This window comes from Microvirga sp. P5_D2, from assembly GCF_054049475.1.
Map to the genome: position 1 here is coordinate 1 of NZ_JBFUMH010000043.1, position 12,283 is coordinate 12,283.

Consider the following 12,283-nt stretch of genomic DNA (forward strand, 5'->3'; position numbering starts at 1 on the left):
GACAATCCGCTACGGCGCGCGCTCCACGAGCGACCAGGGCCATGCCGGCACCATGCCCGCTTTCGGCCGCGACGGGATGCTCAAGCGGGAGGAGATCTCGCAGGCGACCGATTATGTCCGCTCCCTCTCGGGGCTTCCGACGGAGAAAGGCGCCGATCTCGCTGCCGGAGCCAAAGTCTTCGCCGAAAATTGCGCGGCCTGCCACGGTGAAAAGGGCCTGGGCAATCAGGACATGGGCGCGCCCAACCTGGCCGATAAGATCTGGCTCTTCGGCTCCGACAAGGCGGTCATCACCGAGGGTCTGATGAACGGCCGCGGTGGCGTGATGCCGGCCTGGCATGGCCGTCTCGACGATACGACCGTCAAGGCGCTGACGCTCTACGTCCATTCGCTCGGCGGCAACCAGCGCTGACAAGCGTGGCAATTGCATCGGCTGGAGGCTGACCTCCGGCCGATGCTTGACTCAAATCAAGGCGCTACAGCCGGCCCCGTCCTATTCCAAGTTCTCATTCGATGAGATGATTGCGACGGATTCGATGGCTGACGCCCCCCTCTCCCACCAGAACCTCCAGGCTGCTCCGGCACCCGCCGACGACGCGCCTCTCTATGTTCCTCGCAAGCAAATTTATCCTCAGGCCGTGAAGGGCCGACTGCGCACGATCAAATGGATCGTCCTCGCCGCCACCCTCGGCATCTATTACTTCCTGCCTTTCATCCGTTGGGATCGCGGACCGAATGCGCCGGATCAGGCCATCCTGGTCGATCTCGCCAATGGCCGCCTCTACTTCTTCTTCATCGAGGTCTGGCCCCAGGAGGTCTATTACCTCACCGGCCTCCTTGTGCTCGCCTCCCTCACTCTCTTCCTGATGAATGCCGTGGCAGGCCGCATCTGGTGCGGCTATCTCTGCCCGCAGACGGTATGGACCGACCTGTTCTATGCGGTGGAGCGCTTGATCGAAGGTGACCGCCGGGACCGGATGCGCAAGGACAAAGAGAAGCTGACCGCCAAGGTGCTGTGGCAGAAGACCCTGAAGCATTTCATCTGGCTGATGATCGCCTGGTGGACAGGCGGCGCCTGGGTTCTCTACTTCGCCGATGCGCCGACGCTCGTCTATGAGCTCGCTACGTTCCAGGCCCCGCTTCTTGCCTATACGTGGATCGGCATTCTCACCTTCACGACCTACACGCTCGCCGGATTCCTGCGCGAACAGGTCTGCACCTACATGTGCCCGTGGCCACGCATCCAGGCGGCGCTGACGGATGAGTACGCGCTCAACGTCACCTATCGCTACGACCGCGGCGAGCCTCGCGGCTCGATGAAGAAGAACGACGTTTTGCGCAAGGAGGGCCTTCCGGCGGGCGATTGCATCGACTGCGATCAGTGCGTTGCCGTGTGCCCTACCGGCGTAGACATCCGCAAGGGCTTGCAGATGGACTGCATTCAGTGTGGTCTGTGCATCGATGCCTGCAACACCGTGATGGCCAAGATCGGCCGCCCGGCCGACCTGATCGCCTACGACACGGATATGAACGTGAGGGCGCGGATCGAAAGCCGCCCCGAGGTGCGCCGCATCGTACGGCCACGCACGTTGTTCTACGCCGGCCTCATCGCCCTCGTGGGCGCGATTATGATCGGCTCGCTCGCCATGCGTCAGACTAACTACCTGACCGTCATGCATGACCGCAATCCGCTTTTCGTCCGCCTGTCGGACGGCTCCATCCGCAACGGCTTCACCATCCGTGTCGCCAACAAGAACCTTGATGAGCGCCGTTATGCCCTGACCGTAGATGGATTGGCGGATGCCAAGCTCGACATCGTCGGTGGCGACATCGACCAACAGGGCCGCGCAATCCTTCTGGTCGGCCCCGACCAAACCCTTGAAGCACGTGTCCTCGTCACCGCGCAGGAAGTTTCGCTTCCCTCAACTGATCTTCACTTCACGCTGACGGATCTGACGAGCGGCGATTCATCCCGTATGAACGATCATTTCAAAGCGCCCTAAAAGGATGATGTCCATGACCACCTTGTCATCTGCGCCGCGCGCGCCTAGCGTCATCACCGGGCGCACCGTACTGATCTGCTTCGTGACATTCTTCGGCATCGTCTTTGCCATGAACTTCGTGATGGTCCGCGTCGCTCTGTCGACGTTCAGCGGCGTGGAAACCGAAAGCTCCTACAAGGCGGGATTGTCCTTCAAGAACGATGTCGCGGCCGCACATGCTCAGGATGCGCTTCACTGGAATGTCGAAGCGAGATTGCAGCACGATACGACGAACCGCATCGTTCTCTCAGCCCGTGACGCTCAGCAGGCCCCCCTTTCCGGCTTGACCACCGAGATCCGGCTCGGCCATCCCACGGACAAGCGACGGGACGTCCCTGTTCAGTTCGTTGAGACTACGCCCGGCCGGTTCGAAAGTCTCACCGCACTGCCGGAAGGCCAGTGGGATCTCGTGATCGGCCTCAGGCGCGACGACGAAACCGTGTTTCGCTCCAGGAGCCGCATCTCTCTTTAGGAATTGATCAGATGGTGGACAATATCGATCTGTCGGTTTTCGTGAAGCGTCAGGATGACGGCACGTCCCATCTCGATCTGGCGATCGAGGGTATCGATTGCGCTGCCTGCATAGACGAAATCGAGGGCGGGCTGTGCCAGCTTCCCGGAATCGTCGATGCCCGCCTCAACTACACCAACCATCGCCTCGCTGTGCAATGGCAGGATGCCGGGGTCTCACCCGCTGGTATTCTCAATGAGTTGCAGCGCCTCGGCTACCGTGCCCATCCCTATCAATCCCATCTCTTGGAGGAAGAAGAGACACGCCGTGCCAAATGGCTGCTGAAGTGCCTTGCCGTCGCGGGTTTCGCATCGATGAACATCATGCTTCTTGCCGTCTCCGTCTGGTCGGGCAATGTCACCGATATTACGCCGGAAACACGGGACTTTTTCCATTGGCTCGCAGCGTTCATCGCGCTTCCGGCTGTCGCCTATTCCGGTCAGCCTTTCTTTCGCAGCGCCATAGGGGCGCTCAAAGCGCGGCGCACCAATATGGATGTGCCGATCACCATCGGTGTCCTTCTTGCCCTGATCATGTCGGTAGTCGAGACCATCAATCATTCAGAGCATACCTATTTCGATTCGGTCGTGATGCTGCTGTTCTTCCTGCTCTGCGGCCGGTATCTCGATCAGGCCATGCGCCGCAGAACGCGTGCGGTCGCAGGCAATCTCGCGGCCCTGAAGGCCGAACTCGCCCATCGCATCGATGGGGATGGCGAACCCTTCCTTGTTCCGACCGCCGCCTTGAAGCTAGGCGACAAGGTTCTCGTCCGTCCTGGTGAGCGGATCGCTGTCGATGGCATCATCCTCTCTGGTATCTCCGAAGTGGATGAGAGCTTGGTCACCGGCGAGACCGAGCGTCGTCAGGCCATCACTGGCAGCAATGTTTATGCGGGAAGTCTGAACTTCAACGGCACACTGACCATTCAAGTGACTGCCGCCGGAAGCGGCACGCTGCTGGACGAAGTTGAGCGCCTGCTCGAGACGGCATCGGCCGCAAGATCGCGCTATGTCCAGCTAGCAGACAAGGTCGCTCGTCGCTACGCGCCGGTCGTGCATGTCACCGCCGCGCTGACAGCGATCGTCTGGATGGCATTCGGTGCATCGCTGCACGATGCGGTCATCACGGCCGTTGCGGTACTCATCATCACATGCCCTTGCGCCCTGGCATTGGCCGTACCTGTGGTGCAGGTCGTAGCGTCCGGCGCCCTGTTCCGGTCCAATGTCTTCCTGAATTCCGGGGATGCTCTGGAACGGCTCGCCGGAGCCGACACGATTGTTTTCGATAAAACAGGAACGCTTACTCTGCCCGAGATGCGTGTTGCTAATGCGGAAGCGATCCGTCCGGATCTACTGGAAGCGGCAGCGCGTCTCGCCATGTCGAGCCATCATCCCCTAGCGGCCGCCGTCGCTCACGAGGCCAAGAACCGCCGTCCCTTCGAGGATGCTCTCGAAGAAGCCGGCCAGGGTGTCCGCACAATTGTGGACGGGATCGAACTTCGCATCGGAAGCCCCACCTTCTGCGACGCAATCGATCTCGCGGCCGCGACATCGGCAAAGGCGACAGATGCTTCCATGATCGCTTTCGCATATGGCCATGAGCGGGCGATCCTTCTGGTCAGGCAGGCGCTGCGTCCCGATGCGGTGGCGACGGTCAAGGCTCTGCGCGATCTTGGCATCGATTGCCGGATCCTGTCAGGCGACCGCCCCGAGGCTGTCGCACCGATTGCTGCAGTTCTAGACATTGCTGATTGGCATGGCGGCGCCAAGCCTGCCGACAAGATTGCAGAACTCGAACGTCTGAAGGCATCCGGTCGCGAGGTGGTTATGGTCGGCGACGGTCTCAACGATGCGCCCGCGCTTGCCGCCGCCGATGTATCGATCTCACCGATCACGGCCGCCGACCTGACGCAGGCCCATGCCGATGCCGTCTTTCTGGGTGAGAAACTTTCCCCAGTCCTCGATGCGCTCGTCATTGCGCGGCGTGCTCACAACCTCATGCGCCAGAACCTGCTCATCGCCCTGGTCTACAACCTGATCGCCGTCCCGCTTGCCTTTCTCGGCTATGTCACCCCGCTCGTTGCGGCCCTCGCCATGTCGGGTTCATCGAGCCTCGTGACGCTCAATGCATTGCGGGCTCGCCTTGGCAAGACGAAGGGAACACCAGAAACCTCTTACAACCAACCCGCCTCTACAGTGCCGGCCCTGCAAGGAGCCTGACCATGCAAGTTCTGATCTACCTCGTACCGACCGCGCTGCTGCTGGGATTGTCAGGCCTCGCAGCCTTCCTGTGGTCGCTCAAGAATGGTCAGTATGACGACGTGGAAGGTGCGGCCTTGCGCGTGCTGACGGATGATGACATCAAGCCATGACTCTTTCGACAGCCATCCCGCGCGCCGGTCAGCTCGACTGCATGTGCGAGCCGCTTGGAGCGACCGAGCACTCGCGCAATCCCGGCGCAACGGCGCTCCTGGCTATCGGCTTTGCCCTGTCTGTTCTGTCGCAAGTTCTTACCCTGACGATCCTTCCGCTCGCCGGTCTCTCCCTCGCACCCGATGGAGCCTGGGTGAGCCTGCCCTATGCGGCGTTCTATGCCGGTGCTGCGGTCGCAAGTCTGCCCGCATCCCTGCTTCTCGATGCCGTCGGCCGCCGCGCTGCCTTCTCATTGGGCGCCAGTCTCGGCATCGCCGGCGGCTTGGTCCTGGCTTGGTCTTTGATGCAATGGCATTTCGGCGGATTGGTGCTGGGTGCGTTCTGGCTCGGCATCGCCAATGGTTTCAGCCTCTTTTATCGCCACGCGGCAGCGCCGCTGGGAGCCAGGGATACAAGGTCCATTCTGCTGGTGTTCGGCGCAGCCACGCTCGCTGGTCTCGTTGCTCCCACAATCGCGAACGCTGCCGAAGCCATGGCAATTCCACACGCGCTTGTAGGCATGGCCGTTACCGCAGCCTTGGCTCATGTAGGCTCGCTTCTCGCGACAGCCGCCCTGCCTCCGCGCAGGACACATTCCGCCCCCACCGGAACAATCAGCCTCCAGGGCTGGCAGCGCATTCTTTGGCCGAGCCTAATCGGCGCCCTTGGTTGGTTCGCGATGGCTGCGCTGATGGGTGCGACACCCATTGCCATGGTGGGCTGCGGCCTCACCGAGGCTATTACGGGAGCCGTCGCGTGGCATGTGCTTGCCATGTACGCCCCCTCCCTCGCCTTTGCCGCTTTGCCGAAATCGGCCCGTCCCCAATGGATCGCCTTGGGCGGATGCGGGCTGCTGACAGTAGCTGGGATGCTGTTTGTCGTGTCTGGAAGCCCCTTAGGCTTTTCTGCCTCGGCGGCGCTCCTGGGCATCGGCTGGTCCATGGTCACCCTCGGCACCACCCTGTGGGTTCACGAGACAGGGGAACCGTCCCGCTGGCTCCTGGGCCTCCACGACGCTGCCCTGCTCGGATCGGCATTGCTGGGGGCCCTGGCGGCAGGCGCGTTTTCCTGAAAAGGCGGGTTCTTACACCTGTAGGAAGCCTGCCAAGGCTGTGCTAGGAAAGCGTAGGAATGGTGACCGTTTTTCTCGATACCGCTTCGACGGCATCGAGGACGAATCTCCCAGACTGGAGTTTGCTTTTGACCACCCCCCACTCGCCGCCCCACCAGGATGTCAGCTTTGCGCTGCTGGTCGATGCGGTGACGGATTATGCCATCTGCATGCTCGATACCGAAGGGCGGATCATCAGCTGGAACACGGGCGCCGAGCAGATCGGCGGTTGGCGCAGGGACGAAATTCTCGGTCGTCACTTCTCGATATTTCATCCCACTGACGCTCTCGCCAGCGGGAAGACAGAGAAGGAACTCGAGATCGCCCGCGAGACCGGGCGCTTCGAGGAACAAGGCATTCGCCTTCGCAAGGATGGCACGAGCTTCATCGCCCATGTGAGCCTGACACCGCTGAAAAGCGAAAGCGGAGAGCTCTTGGGTTACGCCCAGGTCATCCGGGACATCACCGAGCGTGTCGCGGCCGAGGAAGCGCTCAGGACCCGCGAGGCGCATCTGCGCTCCATCCTGGAGACCGTGCCCGATGCTATGATCGTCATCGACGAGCAGGCGCGCAYCCAATTCTTCAGCGCTGCCGCGGAGCGCCTGTTCGGCTATGATGCCTCCGAGATCATCGGTGAGAACATCAAGATCCTGATGCCGAACMCTTATCGCGATCAGCATGACGACTACATGCATCGCTATCTCTCCACCGGAGAACGCCGGATCATCGGCATCGGGCGTGTCGTCGTCGGCCAGAGCAAGGACGGGGCGACCTTCCCTATCGAGCTGGCGGTAGGTGAAATGCGCTCGAGCGGACAGCGCTATTTCACCGGCTTCATCCGTGACCTGACAGAGAGACAGAAGACAGAAGCGCGGTTGCAGGAATTGCAATCGGAACTCGTACACATGTCACGCTTCACCGCTCTCGGCGAAATGGCCTCCACTCTCGCTCACGAGATCAACCAACCTCTCACGGCCATTGCAAATTATCTGAAGGGCTGCCGCCGTATTCTTCAGCGCATGACAGGCGACGAAGTGCCGATGCTGGAAGGTGCGGTGAACGAGGCCGCCGAACAGGCCTTGCGCGCCGGGCAGGTTATCCGCCATCTGCGCGAGTTCGTCACCCGCGGCGAGAGCGAACGGCATATCGAGAACCTGCCCAAGCTGGTCCAGGAGGCCAGCGCATTGGCGCTTGTCGGCGCTCGCGAGAAAGGCGTGCGTGTCTCTTACCGCTTCGACCCCGACGCACAGCTCGTGCTCGCCGATCGCATTCAGATCCAGCAAGTTCTCCTGAACCTGATCCGCAATGCGATCGAGGCCATGCAGGATGAGCCGCGCCGGGAACTGGTGATCGCCACTCAATCCTCATCGCAGGATGGACTTGTGGAAATCAGCGTCGGTGACACCGGCACCGGCATCGAGCCGCACATTCTGGAGCAGCTGTTCCAACCCTTCATCACCACCAAGAAACATGGCATGGGCGTGGGCTTGTCGATCTGTCGGACAATTGTCGAATCTCATGGCGGCAAGATCTGGATCGAGTCGGATCTCGGAAAAGGAACGACGTTCAGGTTCACTCTCCGTGCCGTCAGTCATGAGGAGTTAGCGAATGCCGAGTGAAGCGGTTGTGCATGTGGTCGATGACGATCTGGCGGTCCGCCAGTCTCTGTCGTTCCTACTGGCATCGGATGGACTGCCCGTCCGCTTGCATGAATCGGCCTCGGCATTCCTCGACAGCGTCAAGCATGCTTCCGACGGGTGCATCGTCACCGATGTTCGCATGCCGGGCATCGATGGAATCCAGTTTCTCCGGCACTTGAAAAGCCGAGGCTTTGCGCTGCCGGTCATCGTCATGACCGGTCATGCAGACGTTCCCCTGGCTGTGGAAGCCATGAAGGAAGGCGCCATCGATTTCATCGAGAAGCCCTTCGACGATGATATTTTCCTCGCGATTGTTCGTGCCGCTCTGAAGCGTCAGGAGAAGCATGCGCACCAGGACGCGCAAACCGCTGAGGTTCGCACCCGTGTTCAGGGATTGTCCGAGCGCGAAAAGCAGGTGCTGGAAGGTCTCGTCGCCGGCAAGGCCAACAAGGTGATCGCCTATGACCTCGGCATCAGCCCGCGAACGGTCGAAATCTATCGTGCGAATGTGATGACGAAGATGCAAGCCTCAAGTCTCTCGGAGCTCGTGCGTATGGCTCTGCTTGTCGGCGTGCAGCCGAGCGGCTCAGGCGAGCGTCCTTAAGGACATTTCCTGAATAGGATCCAGGCCTTGAGTTGAGGCATATCAACCTCTCCACTCAAAGATTGGGATAGGTCTGGGACAATCCTAAGGCCAGGGATCCAGCAGGACCTTATAATGTCCATGACACCAGGGCCGGTCATCGTCGTGGACGACGATGCCGCCGTTCGACAATCATTGAAGTTCGCTCTCGAACTCGAGGGGCTGAACGTGCGCCTTTATGAAGGCGCGGACGAGCTGCTGGCTGAGCCGGAACTGCCGGACAACGGGTGCTTGGTGGTCGATTACTACATGCCCCGGATGAATGGCGTCGAACTCATCGACAGGCTGCGACGACGCCTTGTCAAGCTTCCGGCCATCCTCATCACGGCCAGGGCCACGGATGACATGCGCCGCCGCGCAGCCCGCTCTGGTTTTCGCCAAGTCATTGAAAAGCCTTTGGAAGATGGGACGCTGGTCGACAGCATCCGAGGGGCTCTCACTTCGCCAGGTTAGGCCATAGCCTCCGGCTACGGGGAATCCCTTACGGAGAGCATCTGAATTTTGCGCACCTCATCGGCGGGCTAACTCTGAACTCACGTCAGACACAAACCACCGCCGAGATCCCCATGCAGACCGCGCACGCTTCCATCAGCACTCAAATTGCCCCGAACGCGGCGCTTCTGCGCAACATCTCTTCGCCTAGGTCTGCTCCTGAGCTGGGCACGGCCCGGACAGCGACGAAGGATGAGGAGATCTTTGCTGAGGGTGACCGGGCCGCCTATTTTTACAAGGTGGTTTCCGGCGCGGTGCGCACCTTCAAGCTCCTCAGCGACGGGCGCCGCCAGATCGACGCCTTCCATCTCCCCGGCGATATCTTCGGCCTGGAAACTGGCGAAGAGCACCGCTTCAGCGCCGAGGCCCTGGGCGACGTCACCGTCATTGCCTTCCGCCGTTGCAGCCTGGAGGCCCTCGCCCTGCGAGACCAAGCCTTCGCTCATCAGGTGATCGGGTCCATGATGCAGGCGCTTGAGCGAGCCCAATCTCATATGCTTCTGCTCGGCAGAAAGAATGCTCTGGAAAAGATCGCGACCTTTCTGTTGGTTCTCTCGAAGCGTCTTACCGAGAACGGCCATGTGGACCTTCCCATGTCCCGTACCGATATCGCCGATCATCTCGGTTTGACGATCGAGACTGTTTCGCGCTCTCTGACTCAGTTTGAGCGTCAGGGAGTCATCGAGCTGCCGGCCCACCGTCGTTCCATCATTCTGCGCGACAAGGCTGCTTTGGAGCGTCTCGATACCTGATGCTTGAATTCAGAAGGCGCTACGCTCTTCGTCCTTGCGACGGGTCCGAGCTTCGGCATCGGCCCGCGCGCAGATATCTTTCCAGATATCAAGCTCGCGCTTCGCATCGGCGAGGGCACGGTGGGCAGGCGGCCCGAGGCGATCACTTTCCAAAAGCGCCTCAGCAAGAATCCGTTCGATCACTTGTGCCCGCTCGGCATCCGGCATCGGCACATCCTTGAGAATTTTCTCAGCCGATTCCTTTCGAACCACTTCTGTATCTTGCAGACGCAAAGTGTGCCGTGGGAGGCCAGCGGCCCGCAGGAGCTTGCTCAACCATTGCCCATCCCAGGATGGTGCGCTGGCATAGAGCGCATGATCCCTCAGTACCTCCACCATGCGCCGAGCCAGCTCATCATGCGGCTTGCCTTCCGCAATCAACTGCACCCGCTGAATTTTATGGATCGCCTCCGCCTCAGCCGACCAATCCGTCCATTCAGGCGCAGGCTTGATCAAATGGCTTTCTTCATGCTCGGATGCCGTGACCCAGGCAACTTCGATCGGATAGCTTGTCTTTTCCAGCGATGAGGCCTCGAAATCCAGGAAAACGATTTCAGGCATGTTTCTGCCGCTCACATTTCAAGCCGATACAACTTCAAGAAAGGGAGGCTTGCGGCTGAGTGGCTTTGGCATATTGTCCATCAGCAACTGGATCTTCTCGGCCAGATCGGTCGCGCGATAAGGCTTGTAGAGAAGCTCGACATCACCCAATGCCTCTTCGCTGTCTACATAACCTGTGGTCAGAAGAATCTGGATGTCGGGCCGCTCGCGTTTGATCAGGCGGGCAAGGTCGATGCCCGTCAGTTCTCCAGGCATGCGAACATCTGACAAGACGAGCCGCACTTGATCGTTGGATCTCAGAATTCGGGCAGCTTCATCACCCGTTGCAGCTTCGATGACCTTGAAGTCGAGGGACATGAGGGTCGAGATGGCAACCTGCCGGACAGCGGGATTATCCTCGACGACTAGAACGGTCTGCCCTTCACCGAACGGCTTCGCGACCAAGCCCTGCTTGTCGGCGATGACCTCTGCGGCTCCGTTTGCTCGGGGAAGATAGATGCGGATGGCAGTTCCCTGGCCTGGCACGCTGTCGACTTCCACATGGCCATGGGATTGCTGAACGAAGCCGTAGACCATGCTCAAGCCGAGGCCTGTGCCCTTGCCGCTCTCTTTCGTCGTGAAGAATGGCTCGAAGACACGCTCCAGCACTTCAGGCGGCATTCCAGTGCCGGTATCGCTGACTTCAATGGCGATATAATCGCCCGCACGCTCGGCTCGCCCCTCTTCAAGCGTCTCGCCCTTGACGGAAATGGATAGATCACCGCCTTGGGGCATCGCATCCCGGGCATTGACGGCGAGGTTCAGGAGCGCCGCTTCCAATTGCGCCCGGTCGACCTGGATAGGATGGCCAGCGCCCTGAATATCAAGCTTGACGTTGATGTGCTCGCCAAGTGTTCGGCGCATGAGTTCCAGCAGGCCTGGCATAAGCGCCGCAACATCGATGACCGATACTTGCAACGGCTGGCGCCGTGAAAATGCGAGCAGCCTGTGGGTCAGATCGGCGCAGCGCTGCGCGCCCTCCATCGCCATCCTCACGCGCGGCTCAGCCTTCGCGTTACCCTTGATCGTCTTCTGTAAGAGGTCGAGATTGCCGATCACAACACTCAGCATGTTGTTGAAGTCGTGAGCGATACCGCCGGTCAGTCGGCCTACTGCTTCGAGCTTGCTCGCATGGAGCAGGTTCTGCTCCATCTGCTTGCGCTCGGAGATATCGAACCACATGCCGAAGAACTCACGAGGGCGTCCATTCTCGTCATGCATGAGCATGGTCTGATCAAGGAAGAACCGCTCCGTACCATCAGCGCAGGTCCAGCGATATTCCAAGGTCACGGCTCCCTGATCCGGCAGCTGCTTGAGTTGCGTGAGGATCCGGTCACGGTCATCCGGGTGAATGCGCGAAGCCCAGAAATCGGGCGATGCAAGAAAAGCTCCGGGCGGGAATCCGGTGATCCTCTCGATGCTTTCATTCGTAAAATGAAGCTGGCGGTGATCTTCCTGGACAGACGCCGTATAAAGCGCGATGGGAAGGGATTGAAGGACGATGGACTGGTGCTCCTCGCGACGGCGCAACGCCTGCTCGGTTTTGAGCTTCTCGCTCCGCACCCGGAGGTTCTCCATCAGTAGCCGCCGCTCCTCCTCTCCCTGTCGCCTGATTTCCTCGGTCTTGCGGTAAAGGTCGACGAAGACATCGACCTTCGATTTCAGGATCAAGGGCTCGATCGGCTTGAAGACATAATCCACGGCGCCCGCCGAATAGCCGCGGAAAACATGCATGTCGTCCTTGTTGAACGCCGTCAGGAACAGGATAGGGACGCGCGATGAGCGCGGCCGATTGCGTATGAGGCCCGCAACTTCATAGCCATCCATTCTCGGCATCTGAACATCGAGAAGAATTACCGCAAAGTCGTCCTTCAGAACATGCCTTAAAGCGGCCTCCCCGCAATCGGCGGTAACGATCTCAATGTCGGGAGAGCGAAGAACCTCTTGGACAGCGATGATATTGCGCGGATCATCGTCGACGACAAGAATCTTCGCGAGGACCCGATCGGACATGGCTCGACGCATAGTCTGACTTTCCAGGT

General features: G+C 60.1%; 12 protein-coding genes. 10 read left to right on the plus strand and 2 right to left on the minus strand.

Annotated features, from left to right (window positions below; all coding sequences use genetic code 11):
* The 10 genes from ACXJKO_RS13520 to ACXJKO_RS13565 form a co-directional block, all read left to right on the plus strand.
* A partial coding sequence (locus tag ACXJKO_RS13520) for a c-type cytochrome (RefSeq protein ID WP_457091607.1) occupies nt 1–412 on the plus strand: 412 nt, incomplete at its 5' end.
* A gap of 124 nt (nt 413–536) precedes the next feature.
* A complete protein-coding gene (ccoG, locus tag ACXJKO_RS13525; RefSeq protein ID WP_457091608.1) occupies nt 537–2,003 on the plus strand; it encodes a cytochrome c oxidase accessory protein CcoG in 1,467 nt (488 codons plus the stop codon).
* A gap of 13 nt (nt 2,004–2,016) precedes the next feature.
* Nucleotides 2,017–2,514: a FixH family protein gene (locus ACXJKO_RS13530; protein ID WP_457091609.1), complete on the plus strand. Its 498-nt coding sequence runs from the start codon at nt 2,017–2,019 to the stop codon at nt 2,512–2,514.
* A gap of 11 nt (nt 2,515–2,525) precedes the next feature.
* Complete coding sequence (locus ACXJKO_RS13535) at nt 2,526–4,772, plus strand: heavy metal translocating P-type ATPase (RefSeq protein WP_457091610.1); 2,247 nt, start codon at nt 2,526–2,528, stop codon at nt 4,770–4,772.
* Between the two features lie 2 nt (nt 4,773–4,774).
* Nucleotides 4,775–4,924: a cbb3-type cytochrome oxidase assembly protein CcoS gene (gene ccoS / locus ACXJKO_RS13540; protein ID WP_441983844.1), complete on the plus strand. Its 150-nt coding sequence runs from the start codon at nt 4,775–4,777 to the stop codon at nt 4,922–4,924.
* Nucleotides 4,921–6,036, plus strand: a complete 1,116-nt coding sequence (locus ACXJKO_RS13545; RefSeq protein WP_457091611.1) for a hypothetical protein — start codon at nt 4,921–4,923, stop codon at nt 6,034–6,036. Before ccoS ends, ACXJKO_RS13545 begins: the two co-directional genes overlap by 4 nt.
* A gap of 209 nt (nt 6,037–6,245) precedes the next feature.
* A complete protein-coding gene (locus ACXJKO_RS13550; protein WP_457091631.1) occupies nt 6,246–7,694 on the plus strand; it encodes a PAS domain-containing sensor histidine kinase in 1,449 nt (482 codons plus the stop codon).
* Nucleotides 7,684–8,319: a response regulator FixJ gene (gene fixJ / locus ACXJKO_RS13555; RefSeq protein WP_457091612.1), complete on the plus strand. Its 636-nt coding sequence runs from the start codon at nt 7,684–7,686 to the stop codon at nt 8,317–8,319. The genes ACXJKO_RS13550 and fixJ overlap by 11 nt, the downstream gene beginning before the upstream one ends.
* A gap of 114 nt (nt 8,320–8,433) precedes the next feature.
* Nucleotides 8,434–8,811 (plus strand): response regulator transcription factor, encoded by a 378-nt coding sequence (locus ACXJKO_RS13560; RefSeq protein WP_457091613.1) that lies wholly within the window; start codon nt 8,434–8,436, stop codon nt 8,809–8,811.
* Between the two features lie 113 nt (nt 8,812–8,924).
* Nucleotides 8,925–9,602 carry a helix-turn-helix domain-containing protein gene (locus tag ACXJKO_RS13565; protein ID WP_457091614.1) on the plus strand — a complete coding sequence of 226 codons (678 nt, stop codon included), beginning with the start codon at nt 8,925–8,927 and terminating at the stop codon, nt 9,600–9,602.
* Nucleotides 9,603–9,611: 9 nt separating this feature from the next.
* Here ACXJKO_RS13565 and ACXJKO_RS13570 read toward each other — a convergent pair whose 3' ends face one another.
* Nucleotides 9,612–10,202, minus strand: a complete 591-nt coding sequence (locus ACXJKO_RS13570) for a 3'-5' exonuclease (protein ID WP_457091615.1) — start codon at nt 10,200–10,202, stop codon at nt 9,612–9,614.
* 18 nt (nt 10,203–10,220) lie between these two features.
* Nucleotides 10,221–12,254: a response regulator gene (locus ACXJKO_RS13575; protein WP_457091616.1), complete on the minus strand. Its 2,034-nt coding sequence runs from the start codon at nt 12,252–12,254 to the stop codon at nt 10,221–10,223.
* Between the last annotated feature and the right edge of the window lie 29 nt (nt 12,255–12,283).

What these genes read in the sequence shown, in the direction of transcription:
- ccoG (WP_457091608.1), top strand. Translation starts at nt 537, where the DNA reads ATGGCTGACGCCCCCCTCTCCCACCAGAACCTCCAGGCTGCTCCGGCA.
- ACXJKO_RS13530 (WP_457091609.1), top strand. Translation starts at nt 2,017, where the DNA reads ATGACCACCTTGTCATCTGCGCCGCGCGCGCCTAGCGTCATCACCGGG.
- ACXJKO_RS13535 (WP_457091610.1), top strand. Translation starts at nt 2,526, where the DNA reads ATGGTGGACAATATCGATCTGTCGGTTTTCGTGAAGCGTCAGGATGAC.
- ccoS (WP_441983844.1), top strand. Translation starts at nt 4,775, where the DNA reads ATGCAAGTTCTGATCTACCTCGTACCGACCGCGCTGCTGCTGGGATTG.
- ACXJKO_RS13545 (WP_457091611.1), top strand. Translation starts at nt 4,921, where the DNA reads ATGACTCTTTCGACAGCCATCCCGCGCGCCGGTCAGCTCGACTGCATG.
- fixJ (WP_457091612.1), top strand. Translation starts at nt 7,684, where the DNA reads ATGCCGAGTGAAGCGGTTGTGCATGTGGTCGATGACGATCTGGCGGTC.
- ACXJKO_RS13560 (WP_457091613.1), top strand. Translation starts at nt 8,434, where the DNA reads ATGTCCATGACACCAGGGCCGGTCATCGTCGTGGACGACGATGCCGCC.
- ACXJKO_RS13565 (WP_457091614.1), top strand. Translation starts at nt 8,925, where the DNA reads ATGCAGACCGCGCACGCTTCCATCAGCACTCAAATTGCCCCGAACGCG.
- ACXJKO_RS13570 (WP_457091615.1), bottom strand. Translation starts at nt 10,202, where the DNA reads ATGCCTGAAATCGTTTTCCTGGATTTCGAGGCCTCATCGCTGGAAAAG.
- ACXJKO_RS13575 (WP_457091616.1), bottom strand. Translation starts at nt 12,254, where the DNA reads ATGTCCGATCGGGTCCTCGCGAAGATTCTTGTCGTCGACGATGATCCG.